Genomic DNA, 25,012 nt, shown 5'->3' with positions numbered 1-25,012 from the left:
GCCGCCGGCCGGCAACGGCGTCAGACGCCGACGTGCTTCTGGTAGCGGATGATCGCCGCGAACTCGTCGACGACGAGGCTCGCGCCGCCCACCAGCGCACCGTCCACATCGGGCTCGCGCATGAAGCTCGCGATGTTCGCGGCCTTCACCGACCCGCCGTAGAGCACGCGGGTGCGGGCCGCGGCATCCGGTCCGAGCTTCTCGGCGATGACCTCGCGGAGCTTCGCACAGACCTCCTGCGCCTGCTCGGGCGTCGCGGCCTGGCCGGAGCCGATCGCCCACACGGGCTCGTAGGCCACCACGATGTCGGCATCCGGCTTCACGCCTTCGAGTGCGATCTGGAGCTGGCCCACCGGCACGGCGCTGGCGCCGTGCTTCTCGAGGTCGTCCGCCGTCTCGCCCACGCAGATCACGGGGACCAGCCCGTGCTTCAGCGCTGCCTGCACCTTTGCGGCGACGAGGTCGTCGCCCTCGTGGTGGTACTCGCGGCGCTCGGAGTGGCCGATGATCACGTAGCGGTTGTCGAGCTTCGCGAGGAAGGCGCCGGAGACCTCGCCCGTGTAGGCGCCGGAGTCGTGCGACGAAATGTCCTGCGCGCCCAGGGCGAACGGGATCTTGTCGGCGTCGAGGAGGGTCTGCACGGTGCGGATGTCGGTGAACGGCGGGAAGACCGCCACCTCGACCGAGCCATCCTCGTGCTTCGCATCCTTGAGTGTCCAATGCAGCTTCTGGACGAACGCGACCGCCTGCAGATGGTCGAGGTTCATCTTCCAGTTGCCGGCGATGAGCGGGGTGCGCCTGGTCTGCGCAGCAGTCGTTGAACCAGCGCTGTCTACTGCCATCCGAGGACCTCCAGTCCGGGGAGCTTCTTGCCCTCGAGGAACTCGAGGCTGGCGCCGCCGCCGGTCGAGATGTGACCGAAGGCGTCGTCGGTGAACCCGAGCTGGCGGACCGCCGCGGCGGAGTCTCCCCCGCCGACGACCGAAAGGCCGTCGACCTCGGTGAGCGCCTGCGCGACAGCCTTGGTGCCTGCCGCGAACGGCGCGAGCTCGAAGACGCCCATCGGGCCGTTCCAGAAGACCGTCTTCGACCCGCGGACGAGGTCCGCGAAGCGCGCCGCAGTGTCGGGGCCGATGTCGAGTCCCAGACCGGATGCCCCGAACGGCGTCTCTTCGATCTGATCGGCGCGCGTCACCACATGCTCCGCGTCGGCGCCGAATTTCGAGGCCACCACGACGTCGGTCGGCAGCACGAGCTCCACTCCCGACTCCTCGGCGCGGCGCATGTACTCGCGCACGGTGTCGAGCTGGTCGGCCTCGAGCAGACTCGAGCCGACCTTGTGCCCCTGGGCGGCGAGGAACGTGAAGAGCATTCCGCCGCCGATGAGCAGCCGGTCCACGCGGGGAAGCAGATGCGAGATGACGCCCAGCTTGTCGCTGACCTTCGAGCCGCCGAGGACGACCGTGTAGGGCCGCTCGGGATTCTCGGTGAGGCGATCGAGGACGTCGAGCTCGGTGGCGATCAGCAGACCGGCCGCGGACGGCAGGATCTCGGCGAGGTCGTACACCGAGGCCTGCTTGCGGTGGACCACGCCGAAGCCGTCCGAGACGAGTGCGTCACCGAGGCCGGCGAGCTGTTCGGCGAAGGCGCGGCGCTCCCCCTCGTCCTTCGCGGTCTCACCCGGGTTGAACCGGAGGTTCTCGATGACCGCGACGTCGCCGTCCTCGAGCGCCGCGACGGCCTCGTGGGCGGACTCGCCGACGGTGTCGCGGGCGAACGCGACGGGCTTGCCGAGCAGCTCCGCCAGCCGCTGTGCGACCGGGGCGAGGCTGTACTTCGCGTCCGGCGCACCCTCGGGGCGGCCGAGGTGCGAGCAGACGACGAGCCGTGCGCCCTGGTTGATCAGGGCGTTGAGCGTGGGAAGGGATGCCCGCACACGGCCATCGTCCGCAATGACCGCGTCCTTGAGGGGAACGTTGAGGTCACAGCGGACGATGACGCGCTTGCCTGCGAGCGAACCCAGCGAATCGAGGGTGCGCAGAGCCATGGGAGATCGCTTAGAGGCGCTCGGCCACGTACTCGGTGAGGTCGACGAGACGGTTGGAGTAGCCCCACTCGTTGTCGTACCAGGCCGACACCTTGACCAGGTTGCCGCTGACGTTCGTCAGCTCCGAGTCGAAGATCGACGAGTGCGGGTTCAGCTGGATGTCGCTGGAGACGATCGGGTCCTCGGTGTACTCGAGGTACCCGGCGAGGCGGCCCTCGGCGGCAGCCGCCTTGTACGCCTCGTTGACCTGCTCGACCGTGAGACCCTCGGTCGGCGTGACGATCGTCAGGTCGACGATCGAGCCCGTCGGCACCGGCACGCGGTAGGAGGAGCCGCTCAGCTTGCCGTTCAGCTCGGGCAGCACGTGGCCGATGGCCTTGGCCGCACCGGTCGACGCGGGCACGATGTTGATCGCGGCGGCGCGGGCACGGCGCAGATCGCTGTGGGGTCCGTCCTGCAGGTTCTGGTCGGCCGTGTACGCGTGAGCGGTCATCATGAAGCCGCGCTCGATGCCGAACGCGTCGTTGAAGACCTTCGCCAGGGGCGCGAGGCAGTTCGTGGTGCACGACGCGTTCGAGATGATCACGTGGTTCTCGGGGTCGTACTCGCCCTCGTTGACGCCCATGACGATGGTGACGTCGTCGCCGGTCGCAGGAGCGGAGATGAGGACCTTCTTGGCGCCGCCGGCGATGTGCTTCTTGGCGTCGTCGGCCTTGGTGAAGCGTCCCGTCGACTCGATGACGATGTCGACGCCGAGCTCGCCCCAGGGCAGGTTCGCGGGGTCGCGCTCTTCGAAGACCTTGATGGCCTTGCCGCCGACGGTGATCGAGTCGCCGTCGTACGAGACGGACTCGCTCAGCGGGCCGCCGACCGAGTCGTACTTCAGCAGGTGGGCGAGCGTCTTGTTGTCGGTGAGGTCGTTCACCGCCACGATTTCGAGGTCCGCACCCTGCGCGAGAGCCGCGCGGAGGTAGTTGCGTCCGATGCGGCCGAAGCCGTTGATGCCGATCTTGACAGTCACGGAGTTTCTCCTGAGATGTGTCGTGCGCGAGTGCGCGGTTGGTGCGATGCGAACGAGGACAACGGCGTCCCGGCGGGCAGTCCCGCCGGGACGGCCGCGCCTATTAGGACAGTACCAGCAGGCCCGAGGTCTTCTGACGGGCGGCGTCGAGACGCTGGGCCACGTTCTGCCAGTTCGCGATGTTCCAGACAGCCTTGACGTAGTCAGCCTTGACGTTGAGGTAGTCCAGGTAGAAGGCGTGCTCCCACATGTCGAGCTGGAACACCGGGATCGTGCCCTGCGCGGTGTTGCTCTGCTGGTCGAACAGCTGCTGGATGATGAGCTGCTCGCCGATCGGGTCCCAGCTGAGGACGGCCCAGCCGGAGCCCTGGATGCCGGTCGCGGCGGCGGTGAAGTGCGCCTGGAACTTGTCGAAGCCGCCGAAGAACTCGTCGATCGCGGCGCGCAGCTCGCCCTCGGGCTCTCCGCCGCCCTCGGGCGACAGGTTGGTCCAGAAGATCGAGTGGTTGACGTGCCCGCCGAGGTTGAACGCGAGGTCCTTCTCGAGCTTGTTCACGTTCGCCAGGTTGCCGGACTCACGCGCCTCGGCCAGCTGCTCCAGCGCGGTGTTCGCGCCGGTGACGTACGCCTGGTGGTGCTTGCTGTGGTGCAGCTCCATGATCTTGCCGCTGATGTGCGGGTCGAGGGCGGCGTAGTCGTAAGGGAGGTCGGGCAAGGTGTACTTCGCCATGTTCTCTTCTTCCTGTCGGCGCGCGCCGAAGTCCCCGGCGCTGCGAGGGTGACGGAATCATCCTACTGAGCGGCAACGCCTGGGCGACGGGGTTGCTTCCCACTGTGACGTGTGGAACACGGTCCCCGCGGATCGCGCGGTATCAGTCCTCGATGCCGGCGGGCACGGCCGACTCCGTGCCGGGCAGGCCCTCGATCTCGGCCTTCTTGTCGGCCATCGCGAGGAGCCGGCGGATGCGGCCGGCCACGGCATCCTTCGTCAGCGGCGGGTCAGCGTGGTGTCCCAGCTCGTCCAGGCTCGCGTCGCGATGCGCGAGGCGCAGATCGCCGGCCTGGCGGAGGTGCTCCGGCACCTCGTCGCCGAGGATGGCGAGGGCGCGCTCGACGCGCGCGCAGGCGGCCACGGCGGCCTGCGCCGAGCGACGAAGGTTGGCGTCGTCGAAGTTCACGAGCCGGTTGACGCCCGCCCGCACCTCGCGGCGCTGACGCATCTGGTCCCAGTCGGCCGCGGCGCGCATCGCGCCCATCGCGGCGAGGGCGGCACGGATCGCCTCTCCCTCGCGCACGACGACCCGCGGGATGCCGCGCACCTCGCGGGCCTTGCCTGCGATGCCGAGGCGGTGGGCCGCGCCCACGAGCGCCATCGCGGCCTCGGACGACGGGCAGGTGATCTCCAGGGCGGCGGAGCGGCCCGGGTCGGTGAGCGTGCCGGCGGCGAGGAATGCGCCCCGCCAGATCGCGGCGAGATCCCCGCGCGAGCCGGTGGTGAGCTTGTTGGGAAGCCCGCGGACGGGTCGCCGCCGCTGGTCGAGCAGGCCGGTCTGGCGGGCGAGCGTCTCGCCGCCTTCGATGACGCGCACGGCGTAGTGGCTGCCGGTGCGGGCACCCGAGCCCTGGACGTGCACGAGCTCGGGCCGCACGCCGTACAGCTCGACGAGGTCGCGGGCGGTGCGCCTGGCCAGGATGTCGGAGTCCAGTTCGGCCTCGACCGCGACGCGGTTCGCGATCGAGTGCAGGCCTCCCGAGAATCGCAGCAGCGACGTGAGCTCGGCGACCCGCGCGGTGGGGCGCGGGTCTCGCACGGTGATCAGCTCGGCCTTCACGTCAGCGGTCAGCGACACGGGACTCCTTCGCGGGTCTTTCGGGAACGACCCTCCACCCTACCGGCCGGTCCGGCCGGTGGCCGCATCACTCCCGCCCGAGATCGCGATGCGTGACACGAACGGCCACGCCGGGCACCGCCGCGAGGCGCTCAGCGAGCTCGCGCACCATCACCACCGACCGATGTTTGCCACCGGTGCATCCGACGGCGACGACCGAATGGCTCTTGTTCTCGCGCTGGTACCCCTCGAGCACGGGTCGCAGTGCCGCGCTGTACGCGTCGAGGAAGTCGGCGGCCCCCTCCTGTGCGAGCACGTAGTCCCGCACCTCCGCGTCCTCGCCCGTGAACGGCCGCAGCTTCTCGTCCCAGAACGGGTTCGGCAGGAACCGCATGTCGGCCACGAGATCGGCGTCCGGGGGCAGGCCGTACTTGAAGCCGAAGCTCTGCAGCGTGAGCGTGTGCCGCGCCGACCCTTCCTCGGTGAACAGGTCGGCGACCTTCGTCGCCAGCTGGTGGATGTTGTACGACGACGTGTCGATGATGATGTCGGCGCCCTCGCGGACGGCGGCGAGGCGCGCACGCTCGCGACGGATGCCGTCGAGGATGGTCCCGCCGCCTTGCAGCGGGTGAGGGCGCCGCACCGCTTCGAACCGGCGGACGAGCACCTCGTCCGAGGCATCGAGGAACATGACCCGGATCTGCCGGCGGTCGCGGAGCGCCCGCATCGCAGCGGGAAGATCGGAGAACAGGTCGCGCCCGCGCACGTCGACCACGACGGCGACCCGGGGCAGCACTCCCCCGGCAAGCTCCGTCAGGTCGAGCAGCGGCTTGAGCATCTGCGGCGGCAGATTGTCGACCACGTACCAGTCGAGGTCCTCCAGCGAGTTCGCCGCGGTCGATCGCCCTGCCCCCGACATCCCCGTGACGATCAGCATTTCTCCGACGTCGTGACGCGTCGCCTCGCCCATGACCACCCCCGTCGGGCAAGCCTACCCACTGGTGACAGGAGCCGGCTCCGTCAGATGGGCGTGAATCGCCGCCGCGAGCTTCGGCCCGACGCCAGGCAGCTCCGCGATCTCTTCGGGAGTCGCCTTGCGCAGCGCCGCGACCGAACCGAAGTGCCGCAGCAGCGCTTTGATGCGGGCTTCGCCGAGGCCCGGAATCTCGGCCAGCACGCTCTGGATGTCGCGGCGCCGCCGCTTGCGCTGGTGGGTGATCGCGAAGCGATGCGCCTCGTCGCGCAGGCGCTGCAGCAGGTACAGGGCCTCCGAGGTGCGGGGCAGGATGACCGGGTACTCCTCGCCCGGCAGCCAGACCTCCTCCAGCCGCTTGGCGATGCCGCACAGGGCGATCTCCTCGTGGCCGGCGTCGCGGAGCGCCCGGGCTGCCGCCTCGACCTGGGGCTTGCCGCCGTCGACCACCAGCAACTGCGGGCGGTAGGCGAAGCGCGGACGCCGCCGCTCGGTGACGACGGTCTCGTCGGAGGTCACGTCGGGCACGGCCGCCGTCTCGTTCTCCTCCGGGCGGTCGAGATACGCGAGCCGGCGCGTGAGCACCTGGTAGAGCGAGTCGGTGTCGTCGGTGGTCTCGGGCACGCCGAACGAGCGGTACTGGTCCTTGCGGGGCAGTCCGTCCTCGAAGACGACCATCGACGCCACGACGTTGGTGCCGCTCAGGTGCGACACGTCGAAGCACTCGATGCGCAAGGGCGCCTCGGCGAGGTCGAGCGCCTCCTGGAGGTCGGTGAGCGCCTGGCTGCGGGCGACGTAGTCGCTGGTGCGCCGCGTCTTGTGGAGCATCAGCGCCTGCTGGGCGTTGAGGGTGGCGGTGCGCATGAGGTCGGCCTTGCGGCCCCTCTGCGCGACCTGGATCGTCACGCTCTTGCCTCGCCGGGTACGCAGCCACTCCTCGAGGTCAGCCGCGTCCTCCGGCATCGACGGCACCAGCACCTGCTTCGGGATGTCGGCGCCCGCGGCGTTGCCGTACGTGCGCTGGATCACCTGATCGACGAGATCGCCGTCGGAGATGTCGATCTCCTTCTCGATCGTCGTGGCGCGCACACCGCGCACGCGGCCGCCGCGGATCACGAAATGCTGCACCGTGGCGGCGAGCTCGTCCTCGGCGATGCCGAACAGGTCGGCGTCGGTGTCAGGTGCGAGCACGAGCGCGCTCTTGTTCAGCACCGCGTCGATCGAGTGCAGGCGGTCGCGGTACACCGCGGCTGCCTCGTAGTCCATCGCCGCCGCGGCCTCGCGCATGCGCGCCGTCAGCTGTTTCGTGAAGCGCTGATCGCCACCCGACATGAAGGCGATGAAGTCGTCGACGATCGCGCGGTGCTCCTCGATCGTCACCTTCATCGAGCAGGGCCCTCCGCAGCGCCCGATCTGGCCCGGAAAGCACGGGCGGCCTGTGGCCATGGCCTTCTTGTACGACGCGTCGCTGCAGGTGCGGATCGGGAAGACCTTGATCATCAGGTCGATCGTGTCGTGCACCGCCCACACTTTCGGGTACGGACCGAAGTACTTCGCGCCGGGGATGCGGCGGTTGCGGGTCACGATCACCCGCGGCGCCTCGTCCGCGAGCGTGATCGCCATGAACGGGTAGGACTTGTCGTCCTTGTAGCGGACGTTGAACGGCGGATCGAACTCCTTGATCCACTGGTACTCGAGTTGCAGCGAGTCGACGTCGGTCGCGACGACGGTCCACTCCACCGATGCCGCGGTCGTCACCATGCGGCGGGTGCGCTCGTGGAGCGTGTGCAGCGGAGCGAAATAGTTCGACAGGCGGGCGCGGAGGTTCTTCGCCTTGCCGACGTACAGCACGCGCCCGTCACGATCGCGGAACCGGTAGACCCCGGGATTGGTGGGGATCTCGCCCGGATTCGGCTTGTACGGGACCGTGGGAGCGGAACGCGCCATGCCGCTCAGCCGGCCTTGCGGGCCCCGACGAGCTCCGCGGGCGCGCTCACTCCCAGCACCTCGGCGAGGAACATTCCGGTGTGGCTGTCCTCGACGCGTGCCACCTGCTCGGGAGTCCCGGTCGCGATGACCTCGCCGCCGCCGGCGCCGCCCTCGGGTCCGAGGTCGATCACCCAGTCCGAGGACTTGATCACGTCGAGGTTGTGCTCGATCACGATGACGGTGTTGCCCTTGTCGACGAGGCCGTTCAGCACCTCGAGTAGCTTGCGCACATCCTCGAAGTGCAGGCCCGTCGTCGGCTCGTCGAGCACATAGATCGACCGGCCGTTGGTACGGCGCTGCAGCTCGGTGGCGAGCTTCACACGCTGCGCCTCACCGCCCGACAGCGTCGTGGCGGACTGGCCGAGCCGCACGTACCCGAGGCCGACGTCGACGAGCGTCTTGAGGTAGCGGTGGATCGCCTGGATCGGCTCGAAGAACTCCGCCGCCTCGGCGATCGGCATCTCGAGCACCTCGGCGATGTTCTTGCCCTTGTAGTGCACCGCGAGCGTGTCGCGGTTGTACCGCTTGCCGTGGCAGACCTCGCAGTCGACGTACACGTCGGGCAGGAAGTTCATCTCGATCTTGATCGTGCCGTCACCCGAGCAGGCCTCGCAGCGTCCGCCCTTGACGTTGAAGCTGAAGCGACCCGGCTGGTAGCCGCGCACCTTCGCCTCGGGCGTCTCGCTGAAGAGGGTGCGGATGCGGTCGAACACGCCGGTGTACGTCGCGGGATTGGAGCGCGGCGTGCGGCCGATCGGCGCCTGGTCGACGTGCACCACCTTGTCGAGGTTTTCGAGACCGGTGACGCGGGTGTGCTTGCCCGCCACGCGACGCGCGCCGTTGAGACGGGTCGCGAGGACCTGATACAGGATGCCGTTGACCAGCGATGACTTGCCGGAGCCGCTCACGCCGGTCACCGCGGTGAGCACGCCGAGCGGGAAGTCGACTGTGACGTTCTTGAGGTTGTTCTCGCGCGCGCCGACGACGGTGACCTGGCGCTTCTTATCGATCTTGCGGCGCTTCTTCGGCGTCGGAATGGCGCGCCGCCCCGACAGGTAGTCGCCGGTGATCGAGTCGCGGTCGGCGAGGAGCTCTTCGATCGGACCGGAGTGGACCACCTCGCCGCCGTTGACGCCGGCACCCGGGCCGATGTCGACGACCCAGTCGGCGGCGTGGATCGTCTCTTCGTCGTGCTCGACGACGATGAGCGTGTTGCCGAGGTCGCGCAGCGCCACCAGCGTCTCGATGAGCCGGCGGTTGTCACGCTGGTGCAGACCGATCGACGGCTCGTCGAGCACGTAGAGCACGCCGGTCAGGCCCGACCCGATCTGCGTCGCCAGGCGGATGCGCTGGGCCTCGCCGCCGGACAGCGTCGCGGCGGCGCGGCTCAGGCTGAGGTAGTCGAGGCCGACACGGATGAGGAAGTCCAGCCGCACGCGGATCTCGCGCAGCACCTGGGCAGCGATCGTGGCCTCGCGCTCGGTCAGCGTGAGCTGTGCGAAGTACTCCCGCGCCTCGCCGAGACTCAGGCGCGAGGCATCCGCGATCGAATGCCCGTGCACCTGCACGGCCAGCACCTCAGGCTTGAGCCGGGCGCCGTCGCACACCGGGCACGGCACCTCGCGCAGGTACTCCGACCAGCGCTGACGCTGTGTGTCGGACTCGGCCTGCGTGTACTGCCGTTCGATGTAGGGCACGACGCCCTCGAAACCCGACGAGTAGCGCATCTCGCGGCCGTAGCGGTTCTTCCACCGCACGGTGACCTTGTAGTTCTCGCCGCGCAGCACCGCCTCACGGACGTCCGAGGGCAGCTTCTTCCACGGCGTGTCGAGCGAGAAGCCCAGGTCGTTCGCGAGGCCCTCGAGCAGGCGCTCGTAGTACTGGAAGAGTCCCTTGCCCTGCGTCGTCCATGGGATGAGCACACCTTCGCGGATCGACAGCTCGTCGTCGGCGAGCATCAGCTCGACATCGACGGACATGCGGGTGCCGAGGCCCGAGCAGGCCGGGCAGGCGCCGAACGGCGCGTTGAACGAGAACGTGCGGGGCTCGATCTCGGTCAGCTGCAGCGGGTGGCCGTTGGGGCAGGCGAGCTTCTCGGAGAAGGACTGCCACGCGGCATCCCCCTCTTCGTCCACGAAGTTGATCTGCAACACGCCGCCCGCGAGCGACAGCGCGGTCTCGACGGAGTCGGTGACGCGATCGAGGATGCCGGGTGCCGCGACGAGGCGGTCGACCACGACCGCGATGTCGTGCTTGTAGCTCTTCTTGAGCACCGGCGGCTCGGCCAGCTGGATCAGCTCGCCGTCGACGATCGCCCGGGCGTAGCCCTTCGCGCCGAGCTCTTTGAAGAGGTCGACGAACTCGCCCTTCTTCTGGGTCACCACCGGCGCGACGATCTGGTAGCGCGTGCGCTCGGGGAGCTCCACGAGCTGGTCGGCGATCTGCTGCACCGTCTGGCGCTGGATGACCTCGCCGCACTCGGGACAGTGGGGCACGCCGATGCGCGCCCACAGCAGGCGCATGTAGTCGTGGATCTCGGTGATCGTGCCGACCGTCGAGCGCGGGTTGCGGTTGGTCGACTTCTGGTCGATCGACACCGCGGGGCTCAGTCCCTCGATGAAGTCGACGTCGGGCCGGTCGACCTGGCCGAGGAACTGCCGCGCATAGGCGCTGAGCGACTCGACGTAGCGGCGCTGGCCCTCGGCGAAGATCGTGTCGAACGCGAGGCTCGACTTGCCCGAGCCGGACAGACCGGTGAAGACGACGAGCGAATCGCGTGGGATGTCGAGGTCGACGTCCTTCAGATTGTGCACGCGGGCACCGCGGACGCTCAGCTTTCCGCTGGTGCCGCCGACGGTCTTTGCGGGCAGGTTCGCGGGCAGGGCGACAGGGACGATGGGCACCAGTCAAGTGTAGGCGGGGCCTCCGACATGGGGCCTGGGAGCCGTTCGCCATGGGCGAAGACGACCATGCCCACTCCCCCGGTCACGCTTCGCGACTCCGTCGAGGCGCCTTCTCTGCGGCCTCTGAGCGGCGGCCGTCGCAACGTCAGCGCGCGCCGGAGAAGGGCCGCAGTGCGTCGCGCAGGGCGAAGAGCGCATCGGCATCCGTGCCCGCGCTCGCCATCACCTGACCGGGAACGTCGAGCGCTCGCTCGCGCAGTGCCAACCCGGCATCGGTGAGGCCCACGTCGAGAACACGCTCATCGCCGCCGCGGCGGGCACGCGTCACGAGCCCCTGCGACTGCAGCCGCTTGACGAGCGGTGAGAGCGTGGCCGGCTCGAGCGCCAGTTCGGAGGCCAGCTCGCGCAGGGATCGGGGCGATCGCTCCCACAGGGCGAGCATGACGAGGTACTGCGGATGAGTGAGGCCGAGCGGCTCCAGGATCGGCCGGTACAGCCCCACCACGTTGCGCGCGGCCGTCACCAGTGCGAAGCAGACCTGGTTGTCGAGTGCGAGCAGGTCGTCGGGGCTGAGTGCAGCGGTGCCCGCGTTCTCGGAGACTCCGCTCGACGCTTCGGCGGGCGGCGGAGAGGAGGTGGGCAAGGTCACGGAGGTATCCTATATCGCACTAATCATTAGTACACTAAGTAACATGCCCGATCAGGATGCCTCCCCCGACGCCCGCCGCCCACTCCGCGAACGGGTGCGCGAGGCCGGCGGCTGGTACGCCTTCCTCAACGCGAACCTGATCCGCGTGGCGGGCCCGGCCGCGGTCGGACCGTACGAGACGGCTCCTCCACCCAGCGCCGCCGAACGCGCCGAGCGCGCCTGTCCGCTGTGCGGCGCACCGATCACCCGACACACCTTCGACCGCTCGGGACCGAAGCCCCTCTTGCACTGCCCCTGACCCGCGGGCGCCGGTGCTGCGGCGCGCGTGTTGCGGCGCCTCGTGTTGCGGCGCAGGCGCCGTCGGACGCCTTACGCGTGCCCCGCGCGCTCCATGGCGCGCAGCTCTTTCTTGAGGTCCTGCACCTCGTCCCGCAGGCGCGCGGCGAGCTCGAACTTCAGCTCGCCGGCCGCCGCGAGCATCTGCTGGCTGAGGTCGGCGATCGTGGCCTCCAGCTGCTCGGCGCCCTCGGCCGCGATGCCCTCTCGTCGCAGCTGCGGCGTCGGGCTCTTGCCCATGCCGGACTTGGTCTTCGCCGCCGCCTTGCCCCGCAGCATCCGATCGGTGTCTGAAGCCTCGCGCGCGAGCACCTCGGTGATGTCGGCGATGCGCTTGCGCAGCGGCTGCGGATCGATGCCGTTCGCCTTGTTGTAGGCGATCTGCTTCTCGCGACGACGGTCGGTCTCGTCGATCGCCTTCGCCATCGAGTCCGTCATCGTGTCGGCGTACATGTGCACCTGGCCCGAGACGTTGCGCGCCGCGCGACCGATCGTCTGGATCAGCGAGGTGCCGCTGCGGAGGAACCCCTCCTTGTCGGCGTCGAGGATCGACACCAGCGACACCTCGGGCAGGTCCAGGCCCTCGCGGAGGAGGTTGATGCCGACGAGCACGTCGTAGACGCCGGCTCGCAGCTCGCTGAGCAGCTCGACACGGCGCAGCGTGTCGACGTCGGAGTGGAGGTAGCGCACCCGCACACCGTGCTCGCCCAGGAAGTCGGTCAGCTCTTCGGCCATCTTCTTCGTGAGCGTCGTGACGAGCACGCGCTCGTCGCGGGACGCGCGCAGCCGGATCTCTTCGAGAAGGTCGTCGATCTGCCCCTTCGAGGGCTTCACGACGATCTCGGGGTCGATGAGGCCGGTCGGACGGATGATCTGCTCAACGACGCCGTCTGCGATCCCCATCTCGTAGCGGCCCGGCGTCGCGGACAGGTACACGGTCTGGCCGACCCGGTTCTTGAACTCGTCCCACCGCAGCGGCCGGTTGTCGAGAGCGCTCGGCAGCCTGAACCCGTGCTCGACCAGCGTGCGCTTGCGCGAGGCATCGCCCTCGTACATCGCCCCGATCTGCGGCACGGTGACGTGCGACTCGTCGATGACCATGAGGAAGTCGTCGGGGAAGAAGTCCAGCAGCGTGTGCGGGGGCTCGCCGGGGGCTCGGCCGTCCATGTGGCGGGAGTAGTTCTCGATGCCTGAGCAGAATCCCAGCTGCTGCAGCATCTCGAGGTCGAACGTGGTGCGCATGCGCAGACGCTGCGCCTCGAGAAGCTTGTTCTGCGACTCGAGCTCTTTCAGCCGCTCGGCGAGCTCGTCCTCGATGGTGCCGATGGCGCGCTGCACCGTCTCGGTGCCGGCGACGTAGTGCGACGCCGGGAAGATGGGCACGCTGTCGAGCCGCTGCACCACATCGCCCGTGAGCGGGTGCAGCATGAAGAGCGCCTCGATCTCATCGCCGAACATCTCGATGCGGATGGCGTACTCCTCGTACACCGGGATGATCTCGATCGTGTCGCCGCGCACACGGAAGTTGCCCCGTGAGAAATCGACGTCGTTGCGGTTGTACTGCATCGCGATGAACTTGCGGATCAGCGCGTCGCGGTCGTACACCTCGCCCACCTGCAGCGCGACCATCGCCCGCAGGTACTCGTCGGGCGCACCGAGACCGTAGATGCACGAGACCGTGCTGACCACGATCACGTCGCGCCGGCTGAGCAGCGAGTTGGTGGTCGAGTGACGCAGCCGCTCGACCTCGGCGTTCACCGAGGAGTCCTTCTCGATGAAGGTGTCGGTCTGCGGGACGTACGCCTCGGGCTGGTAGTAGTCGTAGTAGCTGACGAAGTACTCCACCGCGTTGTGCGGCATGAGCTCGCGGAACTCGTTCGCCAGTTGCGCGGCCAGCGTCTTGTTGTGCGCGAGCACCAGGGTCGGCCGCTGCACGGCCTCGACGAGCCAGGCCGTCGTCGCGGATTTGCCGGTGCCCGTCGCACCGAGCAGCACGACGTCGGTCTCGCCGGCGTTGATGCGCGCCGCCAGCTGGGCGATCGCCTGCGGCTGGTCGCCCGACGGGGCGAATTCGCTCACGACCTCGAACGGCCGCACGGATCGAGTGGTCTGCACCGTTCCAGCGTAGGCGGCGCCCCCGACATCGGGGCGGCGTTCGCGACGAGCGGATGCCGCCACCCGGCCGACGCGTGGGGTTCAGCCTCCGAAGCCGCCGCCGCCGTCGAACCCGCCGCCGAAGCCGCCCGCGTCGAATCCGCCGAAGGCACCGCCGTCGTATCCGCCGCCACCGGCGTCGTAACCGCCCGCACCACCGCCGCCGTCGAAGCCGGCGGCGCCCGGGTCATAGGTCTCGCCGACCCACGCCGGCTCGGAGCCGATGCCGATCGAACCGGCGCCGACCGTGTAGTACGCCGCGACCGAGCTCGACAGCAGGAACTGCTGCGCCACGATCGTCATGACGCCGACGTTCAGGAGCATCCGCTGCACGTCCACGCCGTCGCGGGGATCGCCGTCGTCGACCGCGACCGCCGTGCGCGCGGGATCCGCGGCGGCTCGGGCCGCGGCATCCGTCCCGGCGTCGGCCGCGCGCGCCGCACGGTGCTCTTCGGCACGACGGACGAGTTTCGCGATCACGGACGGGTCTTCGGCGGCGACATCGCGCTCAGACTCCGCGAGGAACGGCCGGAGCTGCTCGAACAGCTCGCGGCGGCGCTCCGGCGGCAGGTCCTTGAACGCCGAGGCGTGAGCGCTCTCGATCACCGATGCCGGAAGCGTGCCGAGCAGGTAGACGTAGCGCGAGATGCGCTCTTCCTCCGTGGCCGCACGGTAGGGGCCGCGACGCCGCCGGAACCTCGAGAGCACACCCATGCGACACCTCCTTCGGTCTCACTCCAGGGTAGCCCGCGCCACCCGACGGCGGAATGGTGCGGAACCGCTCTCTACGAGCGATCCCCGCGTCGCGCCACGTGGTCGTCGAGGCTCTCCCACAGCGCGTCCACCTGGCGGATCGTGTCGTCGAGGGTGCCCGCCGTGTCGATCACCACGTCGGCGATCCGCAGTCGCGCCTCGTCCGGCACCTGCGACGCGATGCGTGCTGCCGCATCGGCCGGGCTCAGCCCGCGCAGTCCGATCAGCCGCTCGATGCGCACCTCGGCCGGAGCGTGCGCCACGACGACGAGCTGCCACGGGTCGTCCACGCGCGCCTCGACGAGCAGCGGCACGTCGTAGACGACGACGGCATCGGGGTCGTCCGCGAACGCCGCCGCGAAACGGCGCGCGGATTCGGCGCGCACAGCCGGATGCACGATCGCGTTGAGCTGGGCGATCGCCGCCGCGTCTCCGAACACGCGGGTGCCGAGCGCCGCGCGATCCAGCGAGCCGTCGGGCCGCAGCATCCGCTCGCCGAAGGTCTCTGCGATCGCCGCCAGGACCGGAGAGCCCGGCGCCTGGACTTCGCGCACCAGCTGATCCGCGTCCACGACCACGGCGCCGCGCTCCGCCAGGCGACCGGCGATGGTGGACTTTCCCGAGGCGATGCCTCCGGTGAGGGCGACGAGGGGCATGCATCGAGCATGCCACGCCGGACTCCTTGACCGGTTCTTGAGGCGGGGCTGAGCGTGCGCTGAGGAGGTGGCGATAGCCTCGGGACACCCGAGAGACAGTCCACACGTGCAGCTGGGGAAGGGCGCAAGTGAACGTCGGACGCGACGCCGTGCAAGACGACGGTGTGGCGTACGACAGCTCCGCGTCCTGCTGCGCGCACCGCACCTGCCGTCTTCGCGACGACGGGGGCGAGTGGATCGTCTTGAGGTGCGGACCGGTCGCCCGCGTGGGGACGATGGCGACCGAGGTCCGTGCACCGAGGACGCGCGCAGGGCGGGATGTGGGGAGATCTCCCGCCCTCCGCGCGGCCCGTGCCGCCGCGGGAGCGTCGCGCAGGCGAGTGCCCGGCGGGCACCGCGAGCCGCCTCCGTCCGGACACGCTGCGTGACCGTGGCCCCGTCCCACCCGTTCCGCCGCGCGTTCTGGGATATCATGACCGACGTCCAGGATCCGTCGGCACACCCGGATCCGGAGGGTGGAGCGGTGGAAGAAGCGCGCGTCGCCGTCGTGATCGAAGACGAAGCGGACATCCGTTCGCTCCTGTCGACGGTCCTCGCCCAGGCCGGGTTCGAGGTGCACGGCGCCGCCAACGGCACAGACGGCGTCGAGTTGGTCCGCGCGCACCGGCCGCTCGTCACGACGCTCGACGTCAACATGCCCGGCATCGACGGCTTCGAGACCGCCAAGCGCATCCGCGCCATCAGCTCGACCTACATCGTGATGCTGAGCGCGCGCAGCGAGGAGATCGACGCACTGCAGGGACTCGAAGCAGGCGCCGACGACTACGTCGCGAAGCCGTTCCGCCCTCGCGAGCTGCGGGCGCGCATCGACGCCATGCTGCGGCGCCCACGGCACGTCGCGCCGCCGGACGGCGAGACCGCAGCGGCGCCGGGAGCATCCGAGGACTCCTGGCTCGAGCACCACGGACTGCGTCTGAACGCCGCTATCCACGTGGTCAAGGTCGACGACCACGACGTCGAGCTGACGCGCAGCGAGTTCGACATCCTCGCCGACCTGCTGGTGGCTGGCCGGCGCGTGCGCGCGAAGTCGGACCTCGCCCTCATGCTGCGCGGCGACCAGTACGCGGTCAGCGACTTCGTGTCCGACAGCGATGCGCGCGCCATCGAGGTCCACATGGCGAATCTGCGCCGGAAGCTCGGCGAGTCGCCGGCGCAGCCGCGCTGGATCGAGACGGTCCGCGGCGTCGGCTACCGACTGACGGCGTGAACGAAGGCGGCGGATCGTCGCCGCAGCCTGCGCCACGCGCGGGCGAGTCGTCGGCCCGCAGCCACCGCCGCCCACACCCGGTCCGAAGGCGCGCGCGGAGCCGCTACTCCCCGTCGTCGATCAGCACGGACGTCTCGACTTCCACGGCCGCGCGGCTGGCGGCCTCTCGCGCCGCACGGATGAGCTCGACCGCGTCGTACCCGGCCGTCTCGCTCAGAGCGACGCCGACGCCGACGACGGGGATCACTCCCCCGCCGACCTTGCCGAGGTCGTCGAACAGGCCGCGGTAGATGATGCCGGCCTGACGTCGCGCCTCCTGCGCGGACACGACGGCGAGCCCGACGACGAGCCCGGTCGGGCCGTCCTGTCCGACGACGGCGTTGGTCGGCGCGTGGCGCCGCACCCCGGCACGCCAGGTGGCCGCGACCGATCCTGCCACGTCGCTGCCGAAAGCAGTCGAGATGGGATCCAGGTCATCGAGGCGGACGGCGGTCACCGCGACCGGTTCATGTCGCCGTGCTGCGCGCCGGCAGATGCCTTCGAGGAGAACGGCGAAGGACTCGTCGCTCATGATCCCCTGCTCCTGGTCGACCGCCCGCGCGTCGCGCAGGTAGCCGCGCATCGGCGCGCGGCTCGCCCGCAGCACGGAGGTCACGACGACGGCCACAATGGTGAGCGTCACCGTGAGGAAGCTCGTGCTCACGGTGCCGAACGCCGCCTGGAACAGGGCGCTGTCGGGGCCCGACGTCACGAAGGCTGTCGTGCGCGACACGTAGTACAGCGACTGGAACCCCAGCACCGCGCCGAGCACCCAGGCCGTCCGGGATTCCCGCATCTCGCCCCGGAGGCACTCGACCGCTCCGGCGCCGGCGAATCCGAGCAGCGGCACGAACATCCAGAGCGCGCCCGCCCAGTCGCCGCCGTCCGGACCCTCGAACGCCACGCCGAGCGCGGCCGCGACCACGGCGACCGCCACGAGGATCGACGACCATCGCATGCGGCGCCCGTTGAAGCGGCGGCATCCCAGCCACATGCATCCGGTGCCGGCCACGAAAGCGGCGTTGCCGACGGCGATGGCCCACCAGGCGTCGTCGGACTGCACCCACACGGTGTACGCGAGTGTCGTGAGCATGGCCGAGAGGAACCCGATCGACCAGATGCGCCCCGCTCCCTCGTCACGGCGCAGCAGCGTCTCCATGATGAACAGCACGCCGCTGACGTTGACGACCAGCGCGGTCATGATGTGCACGCTCGCCAGATCCAGAGTCATGGTGCGTCTCCTTCCGGGGCGATCGCGGGCAGCTTCACGATGAAGGTGGACCCCACTCCCGGCGCGCTGTGCAGGGCCAGTTCTCCCCCGTGCGCGCGCACGATGTCGCGGGTGATGGCGAGGCCGAGACCGGTGCCGGCCCGCCGATCGGTGCCCGCCTTGTAGTAGCGCTGGAAGAGCCTGGAGCGGTCGGCGTCGGAGATGCCGACGCCGGTGTCGCGCACCAGGATCCAGCTCGAGGCGCCGTCGGTCGTCGTGCCGACGAAGACGGTGCCGCCGTCCTTGTTGTAGGCGATGGCGTTGGAGACCAGGTTGTCGACGACCTGGCGCAGCCGGAGAGGATCGGCCCAGGCCGTGGCTGGTTCCAGCCCGCTGACGTCGATCGTGATCGCGCGCCCTGCCGCGCGCGGCAGGGCATCGGTGGTGGCGGCTGCCACGAGTTCGCGCGCGTCGACGGGCTGCGGCGCGAGGGATGCCTCGACCGAGGACGGCGACGAGCTCGACGCGGCGAGGATGTCGGCAACGATGCGCAGCAGCCGCTCGGCGTTGCGCTCGGCGACGTCGAGGCTGGCGCGCACGGCATCGGGCGTGTCGGGATCTTCCATCGCGAGGTCGAGGTAGCCGAGGATCGAGGTGAGTGGGGTGCGCAGCTCGTGCGACACGGACGCGACCAGGTCGTCGCGTGCGCGCAGCGCGGTGAGCTCGGCCGTCACATCCCGCGAGACGACCACGGCGCCGGCGTCCGCGCCGTCGGGATCGGTGAGCCGGCGCGCGGTGATCGTGAGCGCGCGGCGCGGACCCGGCTCGACGCCGAACCACACCACCTGATCGTCGAACGCCTCGCCGCGGCGCGCGCGCTCGAGCGGAAGCTCGTCCGCGGGCAGCGGTGAGGTGCCATCGTCGCGGAACGCCGGAACCTCGGCGCGGTCGTCGTCCGCCTCGAAGCCCTGCTGAAGTCGCCCGTGCGCCTCGTTGGTGACGGCGACGCGTCCGGCGGGGCTGATGCGGACGACACCGAAATCGACAGCGTCGAGCACCTCGGTCACGACCTGCTCCTGGCGTCGAGTACGCGCCAGGATGCTCTGCAGGAGCTGCGACTGCTTGGCCAGCAGCATGCGCTGGGCATCGGAGCGGCGGGAATTGAGGTGACTGGTTGCGGCCACGGCGAACAGCACCAGCGGCAGCAGCAGCGTGCGGTACGTGACCTCGGTGGCGCTGAGGGCGGTCAGCACGCTCACGATTCCCGCGATCGCCACGATCACGCCGAAGAGCCCCAGCAGTCCGAACCCGCCGGCGAGCCACGTCGTCGGGAAGATCCACAACAGGCCGAGGACGGTGTCGGGCGCCGCGATCTGCATGAGCGTGATGGCCAGGATGTCGACCGCCGGCACGACCGCGACCCATCCGTACGGCAGGCGACTCCAGGGCACCACCAGCGTCGCCGCGGTGACGACGACCACCACGACGACGCCGCTGAAGAAGAGCACCGGCTCCCCGCCGAACGGTCCGACGGCCACCAGGACGCCCAACACGAACACCACGGCCGCGAGGAGCAGCTGGTTGAGCATCGCGTGGCGGCCCCGGGTGCGATCGGCGGCCTCAGGTGCGGTCACACCGGGGCGGGAGCGCACCGCGGGCGCGCCCGGGTCGCCCGGCATCGCGGCGGTCATACCGCGACGGTAACGGATGCCGCGCCCCGCCGCTGGGAGGGGCGCGCTCAGCTTCCCGTTCCGGGCGCCGGATCGCCGGCCTCCGCGACCGGGGTGTCAGAACCCGAAGTCGCCGAAGTCGCCGAAACCACCGGCGTCGGAGCCGGCCGCGTCGCCGCCCCAGCCGGACCCGCTGTCGCCCCAGCCGGCGTCGGCCGCCCCGGTGTCACCGCCGGTCTCGCCACCGGCATCCGCGCCCTCCCCGGACGACCCGTCCTGGTTGCCCGAGTCGTCGGCGAAGGTCGGAGCAAGGAACGAGCTCACCAGCGCCGAGCCGATGACGTAGCCGACCACGGTGCCGAGGATCGACGAACCCAGCATCGAGCCGAACGACGGCCCCTGGCGCTGCGGCCCGAGCGTGCGCTCCATGAAACCGGGGTTGAGGTACTCGGCGCGCGTTGCGGCACGGGCCATCGTCTGCGGGTCGCTCGAGCGCGGCTGCTCGGCGGAAGGAAGCCCCGCGGAAAGCTCGGCGAGCACCTGCTGACGCTGCGGCTCGGTGAGCCTGCCGAACGCCTCGGCGTGCACCTGCTCGATCGTCTCGGGCGGCGCGGTCCGAAGCAGGTACCGGTAGCGCTCGATGGCGATCTCGTCCTCGCTGCGCGGCGGCTGCATCCCCGGCGGCTGCATCCCCGGCGCCTGCGGTCCCGGCCGTGCGCCGTAGGTGTTCTGCGGCACAGACGGCGTCTGGCGCCCGTCGTCCGAGCCTCCGAAGAGTCGATCGAAGATTCCCATGGTCTGCTCCATCGTGTGTGGGTGCCGGTGGACTCCGAGGCTAGGGACCGATCCTCCGAGCCTGCTGGAGGATCGCAGCCGTTCTCCGAGAGCGTATGGCCGTCATCCTCGGGCTGCCAGCGCCTCGCTGAGCCACCTGGTGTGGAGAGCCCACGGATCTTCGATCCCCGCGGCCAGCACGCCGATGTGCGCCATGAGGGCCTCGGAGCGGCGGAACCACTCGGTACGCGGGTAGCGGTCGTCGGCGAACTGCATATGCCGCCGCTGCTCGAGGGCACGACCACCGCGCTCGAACGCCAGCAGTTCATCGTGCCAGAGGGCGGCGAGGCGCTGCCGCGGGTTCGAGCTCGTGCCGATCTTCACGCGGTCGGCGTAACCCAGGTAGTACACGACGTCGACGCGCGGCGGCGCGAACTCGGCGTCGGGGATCTCGCCGTGGCGCCATTCGCACACCGCGCACAGCCACGCCGACGGATAGCGCACGCCGAGCCGCGAGCCGCAGGCGGCGCACGGCGACGGCAGTGCGTCCGTGACGCCGTACTGGGAGTCGCCCCACTCGGTCGCCGCGGCGAGGTGTCGCTCGCAGAGGGCGACGGGGCTGTCCACGGGCACCGGGCCGCGGCATCCGTCATCGTCCACCAGGCAGCGCGCGGACGGGAGCTTCGAGGACACACGGCGACAGTACCCGCGACCACCGACGCCGTGGTCGGGGGACGCGAAAGGGCCGTCACCCCCGACCTCGCGGTCGTTGGTGACGGCCCTTCTGCCAGCCGGGTTCAGTGAACCAGGCGGGTCAACTCAGGATCAGCGACCCGAGAGCTTCTCGCGCAGAGCGGCGAGGGCCTCGTCGTCCGCGAGCGTCCCACCGGAGCCGGTGTCGGACGAGTACGAGGACGAGCCGGTCTCGACCGGGGCGGCAGCCTCGGCCTCGAGAGCCTTCGTGACGGCGGCCTTGTGGGCCTCCCAGCGAGCGTGGGCAGCGGCGTACTCCTGCTCCCACTTCTCGCGCTGCTCGTCGAAGCCTTCGAGCCACGCGTTGGTCTCGGGGTCGAAGCCCTCGGGGTACTTGTACTCCCCGTTCTCGTCGTACTCCGTGACCATGCCGTAGAGGGCCGGGTCGAACTCGGTGCCGTTGGGGTCGACCGACTCGTTCGCCTGCTTCAGCGAGAGCGAGATGCGGCGACGCTCGAGGTCGATGTCGATGATCTTGACGAAGACCTCTTCGCCGACCGACACGACCTGCTCGGCGAGCTCGACGTGCTTGCCCGACAGCTCCGAGATGTGCACGAGGCCCTCGATGCCATCCGCGACGCGCACGAATGCACCGAACGGAACGAGCTTGGTGACCTTGCCCGGCGCGACCTGGCCGATCGCGTGCGTGCGGGCGAAGACCTGCCACGGGTCCTCCTGCGTCGCCTTGAGCGAGAGCGACACGCGCTCGCGGTCCAGGTCGACCTCGAGGATCTCGACGGTGACCTCCTGGCCCACCTCGACGACCTCGGACGCGTGCTCGATGTGCTTCCACGACAGCTCGGAGACGTGCACGAGGCCGTCCACGCCGCCCAGGTCGACGAACGCACCGAAGTTGACGATCGACGAGACCGTGCCCTTGCGGACCTGGCCCTTGTGCAGGTTGTTGAGGAACGTGGTGCGCGACTCGGACTGCGTCTGCTCGAGCAGGGCGCGGCGCGAGAGCACGACGTTGTTGCGGTTCTTGTCGAGCTCGAGGATCTTCGCCTCGATCTCCTGGCCGAGGTACGGCGTGAGGTCGCGGACGCGGCGGAGCTCGATCAGTGAAGCGGGCAGGAAGCCGCGCAGGCCGATGTCGACGATCAGACCACCCTTGACGACCTCGATCACGGAGCCGGTGACCACACCGTCGTTCTCCTTGATCTTCTCGACGTCGCCCCAGGCACGCTCGTACTGCGCGCGCTTCTTGGACAGGATGAGGCGGCCTTCCTTGTCCTCCTTCTGGAGAACGAGGGCTTCGACCTCGTCGCCGACCTTGACGACCTCGTTGGGGTCGACGTCGTGCTTGATGGAGAGTTCGCGCGAGGGGATGACGCCCTCGGTCTTGTAACCGACGTCGAGGAGCACCTCGTCGCGGTCGATCTTCACGACGGTGCCCTCGATGAGGTCGCCGTCGTTGAAGAACTTCAGGGTCTTCTCGACCGCGGCCAGGAAGTCCTCGGCAGATCCGATGTCGTTGATCGCGACCTGCTTGGTGGCCGGGGCGGTCGTTGCGGTAGTCATGTAGTGGGTTGTCCTTGTTGGGTTTGGTGTCGGGCTCCGGCTTTCAGTGACATCGTCGCGCAAGGGCGAACGGATGCCTCGAGCCGAGGCGAAGCGGATTTTCCAGCGATGTCACCCGGACCCTTGCGGGATGCGGAAAGCCGGTGCAAACCGGTTACCCGAGCGTGGCGAAACAGCCACACGAGTGACACTCCAGGGTAACAGAACGGCCGGGTCGACCGCGATGTTCCCTTGCGGGCCGAAATCGGGTCCGCCGCGGGCCGCGGGAAGGCCGTGGCCCGGAGGCTCCGCGCGAGCCGCCGACGGAGCGGCGAGGGGGCGCGGGGACCGTCTTCTGCGGCGCCCGATCAGCGCGGGAGCTGGATCGGGGCGGTGTTGGTGCGGTCGGGATCGAACGGGGTCGGCGCCGACGAGGGATCCCCTCGCAGCTGCGCGAGCCGCTCATCCTCGCGCCGCTGCGCGTCGGCGAGCCAGTCCCATCCCGACGGGTTCGCGGCGGGACGCACCTCGGGCACCGGGGCGGTGGGGTTGTCGTCGCGGCGCGCCTCGGTCGTCGTGACGGATGCCGGGGGCTCGACCGGCATCGGCGGCGCGATGTGCGCGCCGCCGAACTGATCACCGCGTCCGGCGGCACCGCGAAGGCCCGCCTGCTGGATGACCCGCTGGATCGTCAGGCCGCGTTCGTCGGGGTCGCCGACGAAGCGGATCTCGCGGAGCCCCTGCTCCTGCGCCGCCGACTCGAAGACGAAATGTCCGTAGCCGAAGACTCTTCCGACGACCGGCTTGTAGACGGAGATGTCGAGGATGCGCGCGAGCGGCATCGTGGCGATCCGCCGCGACAGGATGCCGTGCACGCGGAACACGCGCATGTTGGTGATGACGAAGCGGTCGGTGTGCTGCTCGAAGTACCGCCAGACCGCGTGACCGGTCACCGCGGCGCCCAGGAGTGCGGGCACCCACCAGGCCTGAGCCGGCACGAAGAACGTGAGGAGGAGCACGACGATCCCGCCGAACAGCTCCAGGACAGCCGAGACGGTGGCCGCCCAGTGCTTGCGGACCTCGTCGACGATGCGTTCGCCCTGATCTGTGATCAGGTGCTTCTCGATCCGCGGATCGAACACGGTCAGCCCGCAGCGAGAGCCATGAAGAAGTCGACCACGGCGGCACCGGCGCCCCAGACGGCGCCGATCGCGCCCTGCACCGCGTTCGCCGCATCCTGCGGGCGGGTGATGAGGTAGAACGCCGCGAACGCGATGACGAGCACCACGACGATGCGCTTGACGAGCTTCACGGTCCGGGGTTCCCTTCGACTTCTGCTGTTCTACCGTACGGCAGGCGTTGCGTGCGCAGGCGCGCGGGCGCGTCGCGGATCGCGCGGGGATCGATTTGCCCGCGCGCCCGGGCGTCAGGGCCGCAGCAGCACCTTCGTGGCGCGGCGCTCGTCCATCGCGGCGTAGGCCTCGGCGGCCTCCGCGAGCGGCAGCTCGAGGTCGAACACCAGCCCGGGCCGGATCGCGCCGGAGCGGACGTCGGGCAGCAGCTCCTCGATGTAGCCCCGGACGGGCGCGACGCCGCCGTTGACACCGACGTTGCGGTTGAACATCTGCCGCACCGGCAGCTCGGGGCCGCCGTTGGGCACGCCGACGTAGCCGACCATGCCGCCGGGGCGCGTGGACCTCAGGGCCTGGTCCATGGACTCCTTCGTGCCGACGCACTCGAGCACCCGGTCTGCGCCGATGCCGCCGGTGAGTGCGCGCACCGCCTCGATGCCGGCATCCCCTCGCTCCTCGACGATGTGGGTGGCGCCGAGCTCGCGGGCGAGCGCCTGGCGCTGCGGATGCCGCGACATCGCGATGATCGTCGTTGCGCCGAGCCGTTTGGCGGCGATGACGGCGCACAGGCCCACCGCGCCGTCGCCCACGACGGCCACGGCATCGCCGGGGCCGACACCCGCCGATACCGCGGCGTGGTGGCCGGTGCCCATGACGTCGCTGAGCGTCAGCAGGCCGGGGACCTCGTCGTCGCCCACCGGTCCCGGCACGACGGCGAGAGTGCCGTCCGCGAGCGGGACGCGCACCCGCTCCCCCTGGCCACCGTCGGCGAATCCGCCGAATCGGTCGTCGCTCCCCCACCAGCCGCCGTGCAGGCACGATGTGCTGACCCCGTTCCGGCAGTTCGCGCACGTGCCGTCGCAGACGTAGAACGGGGCGATCACGAAGTCGCCGGGCCGGACGACACGGACGTCCGCGCCGACCTCCTCGACGATGCCGACGAACTCGTGCCCGATGCGGTGCGGTTCGTTCGTGGGTGTCACGCCGCGGTACGGCCAGAGGTCGGAGCCGCACACGCAGGCCGCGACGACGCGGACGATCGCGTCGGCGCCGGTGGACAGCACGGGGTCGGGCACGTTCTCGACGCGGATGTCGCGGGCGGCGTGGATGACGGTGGCGAGCATGGATCGAGCCTAC

At 70.0% G+C, this 25,012-nt stretch carries 22 protein-coding genes; 2 read left to right on the top strand and 20 right to left on the bottom strand.

Going from position 1 to position 25,012, the window contains the following annotated elements; genetic code table 11:
* Positions 1-20: 20 nt before the first annotated feature.
* The 9 genes from tpiA to B2K11_RS15310 form a co-directional block, all read right to left on the bottom strand.
* On the bottom strand, positions 21-842 hold the full coding sequence (gene tpiA / locus B2K11_RS15350; RefSeq protein ID WP_163619438.1) for a triose-phosphate isomerase: 822 nt from the start codon (positions 840-842) through the stop codon (positions 21-23).
* The gene (locus tag B2K11_RS15345; protein WP_163619436.1) at positions 833-2,047 is read right to left on the bottom strand and encodes a phosphoglycerate kinase; all 1,215 of its coding nucleotides are present in this window, start codon (positions 2,045-2,047) and stop codon (positions 833-835) included. Before B2K11_RS15345 ends, tpiA begins: the two co-directional genes overlap by 10 nt.
* Before the next feature lie 10 nt (positions 2,048-2,057).
* Entirely contained in the window at positions 2,058-3,068 is a 1,011-nt protein-coding gene (gap, locus tag B2K11_RS15340) for a type I glyceraldehyde-3-phosphate dehydrogenase (protein WP_163619434.1), read from the bottom strand.
* Between the two features lie 103 nt (positions 3,069-3,171).
* A complete protein-coding gene (locus B2K11_RS15335; RefSeq protein ID WP_163619433.1) occupies positions 3,172-3,798 on the bottom strand; it encodes a Fe-Mn family superoxide dismutase in 627 nt (208 codons plus the stop codon).
* A 142-nt stretch (positions 3,799-3,940) separates the two neighbouring features.
* Entirely contained in the window at positions 3,941-4,918 is a 978-nt protein-coding gene (gene whiA, locus B2K11_RS15330) for a DNA-binding protein WhiA (RefSeq protein WP_163619432.1), read from the bottom strand.
* 67 nt (positions 4,919-4,985) lie between these two features.
* Positions 4,986-5,867 carry an RNase adapter RapZ gene (gene rapZ / locus B2K11_RS15325; RefSeq protein WP_163619430.1) on the bottom strand — a complete coding sequence of 294 codons (882 nt, stop codon included), beginning with the start codon at positions 5,865-5,867 and terminating at the stop codon, positions 4,986-4,988.
* 21 nt (positions 5,868-5,888) lie between these two features.
* Complete coding sequence (gene uvrC / locus B2K11_RS15320) at positions 5,889-7,817, bottom strand: excinuclease ABC subunit UvrC (RefSeq protein ID WP_163619428.1); 1,929 nt, start codon at positions 7,815-7,817, stop codon at positions 5,889-5,891.
* Between the two features lie 5 nt (positions 7,818-7,822).
* Positions 7,823-10,729, bottom strand: a complete 2,907-nt coding sequence (gene uvrA, locus B2K11_RS15315; RefSeq protein WP_163619534.1) for an excinuclease ABC subunit UvrA — start codon at positions 10,727-10,729, stop codon at positions 7,823-7,825.
* 178 nt (positions 10,730-10,907) lie between these two features.
* Positions 10,908-11,321: a MarR family transcriptional regulator gene (locus B2K11_RS15310; RefSeq protein ID WP_163619532.1), complete on the bottom strand. Its 414-nt coding sequence runs from the start codon at positions 11,319-11,321 to the stop codon at positions 10,908-10,910.
* Positions 11,322-11,454: 133 nt separating this feature from the next.
* Here B2K11_RS15310 and B2K11_RS15305 point away from each other — a divergent pair, with 133 nt between their 5' ends.
* Positions 11,455-11,709: a hypothetical protein gene (locus tag B2K11_RS15305; protein ID WP_163619426.1), complete on the top strand. Its 255-nt coding sequence runs from the start codon at positions 11,455-11,457 to the stop codon at positions 11,707-11,709.
* A gap of 71 nt (positions 11,710-11,780) precedes the next feature.
* On the opposite strand, the gene uvrB is transcribed toward B2K11_RS15305, so the two are convergent.
* The 3 genes from uvrB to coaE form a co-directional block, all read right to left on the bottom strand.
* Entirely contained in the window at positions 11,781-13,862 is a 2,082-nt protein-coding gene (gene uvrB, locus B2K11_RS15300) for an excinuclease ABC subunit UvrB (protein ID WP_163619424.1), read from the bottom strand.
* An 81-nt stretch (positions 13,863-13,943) separates the two neighbouring features.
* A complete protein-coding gene (locus tag B2K11_RS15295) occupies positions 13,944-14,615 on the bottom strand; it encodes a hypothetical protein (RefSeq protein ID WP_163619422.1) in 672 nt (223 codons plus the stop codon).
* Between the two features lie 71 nt (positions 14,616-14,686).
* Positions 14,687-15,310, bottom strand: coding sequence for a dephospho-CoA kinase (gene coaE, locus B2K11_RS15290; protein WP_163619421.1), 624 nt, complete (start codon positions 15,308-15,310; stop codon positions 14,687-14,689).
* A 472-nt stretch (positions 15,311-15,782) separates the two neighbouring features.
* Between coaE and B2K11_RS15285 the strand changes: the two genes are divergently transcribed.
* A complete protein-coding gene (locus tag B2K11_RS15285; RefSeq protein WP_163619419.1) occupies positions 15,783-16,577 on the top strand; it encodes a response regulator transcription factor in 795 nt (264 codons plus the stop codon).
* Positions 16,578-16,680: 103 nt separating this feature from the next.
* Here the strand turns inward: B2K11_RS15285 and B2K11_RS15280 are convergent, their stop codons facing one another.
* From B2K11_RS15280 to B2K11_RS15250, 8 genes are all read right to left on the bottom strand, one after another.
* Positions 16,681-17,847, bottom strand: a complete 1,167-nt coding sequence (locus B2K11_RS15280; RefSeq protein ID WP_163619417.1) for a hypothetical protein — start codon at positions 17,845-17,847, stop codon at positions 16,681-16,683.
* The gene (locus B2K11_RS15275; RefSeq protein WP_163619415.1) at positions 17,844-19,517 is read right to left on the bottom strand and encodes a PAS domain-containing sensor histidine kinase; all 1,674 of its coding nucleotides are present in this window, start codon (positions 19,515-19,517) and stop codon (positions 17,844-17,846) included. The genes B2K11_RS15280 and B2K11_RS15275 overlap by 4 nt, the downstream gene beginning before the upstream one ends.
* Before the next feature lie 96 nt (positions 19,518-19,613).
* On the bottom strand, positions 19,614-20,291 hold the full coding sequence (locus B2K11_RS15270) for a hypothetical protein (protein WP_163619413.1): 678 nt from the start codon (positions 20,289-20,291) through the stop codon (positions 19,614-19,616).
* A gap of 102 nt (positions 20,292-20,393) precedes the next feature.
* Positions 20,394-20,963: a GIY-YIG nuclease family protein gene (locus B2K11_RS15265; RefSeq protein ID WP_163619411.1), complete on the bottom strand. Its 570-nt coding sequence runs from the start codon at positions 20,961-20,963 to the stop codon at positions 20,394-20,396.
* Between the two features lie 132 nt (positions 20,964-21,095).
* A complete protein-coding gene (gene rpsA, locus B2K11_RS15260) occupies positions 21,096-22,544 on the bottom strand; it encodes a 30S ribosomal protein S1 (RefSeq protein WP_163619409.1) in 1,449 nt (482 codons plus the stop codon).
* Positions 22,545-22,891: 347 nt separating this feature from the next.
* A complete protein-coding gene (locus tag B2K11_RS15255) occupies positions 22,892-23,665 on the bottom strand; it encodes a PH domain-containing protein (protein ID WP_204260154.1) in 774 nt (257 codons plus the stop codon).
* 2 nt (positions 23,666-23,667) lie between these two features.
* The gene (locus tag B2K11_RS20500; protein WP_204260153.1) at positions 23,668-23,835 is read right to left on the bottom strand and encodes a hypothetical protein; all 168 of its coding nucleotides are present in this window, start codon (positions 23,833-23,835) and stop codon (positions 23,668-23,670) included.
* Between the two features lie 114 nt (positions 23,836-23,949).
* A complete protein-coding gene (locus B2K11_RS15250) occupies positions 23,950-24,999 on the bottom strand; it encodes a zinc-dependent alcohol dehydrogenase family protein (protein WP_163619407.1) in 1,050 nt (349 codons plus the stop codon).
* Between the last annotated feature and the right edge of the window lie 13 nt (positions 25,000-25,012).

The organism is Microbacterium sp. B35-30, assembly GCF_010634855.1.
Taxonomy (GTDB): domain Bacteria; phylum Actinomycetota; class Actinomycetes; order Actinomycetales; family Microbacteriaceae; genus Microbacterium.
The sequence above is the reverse complement of the archived record's forward strand: the minus strand, read 5'-3'. Positions and strand labels throughout refer to the sequence as shown.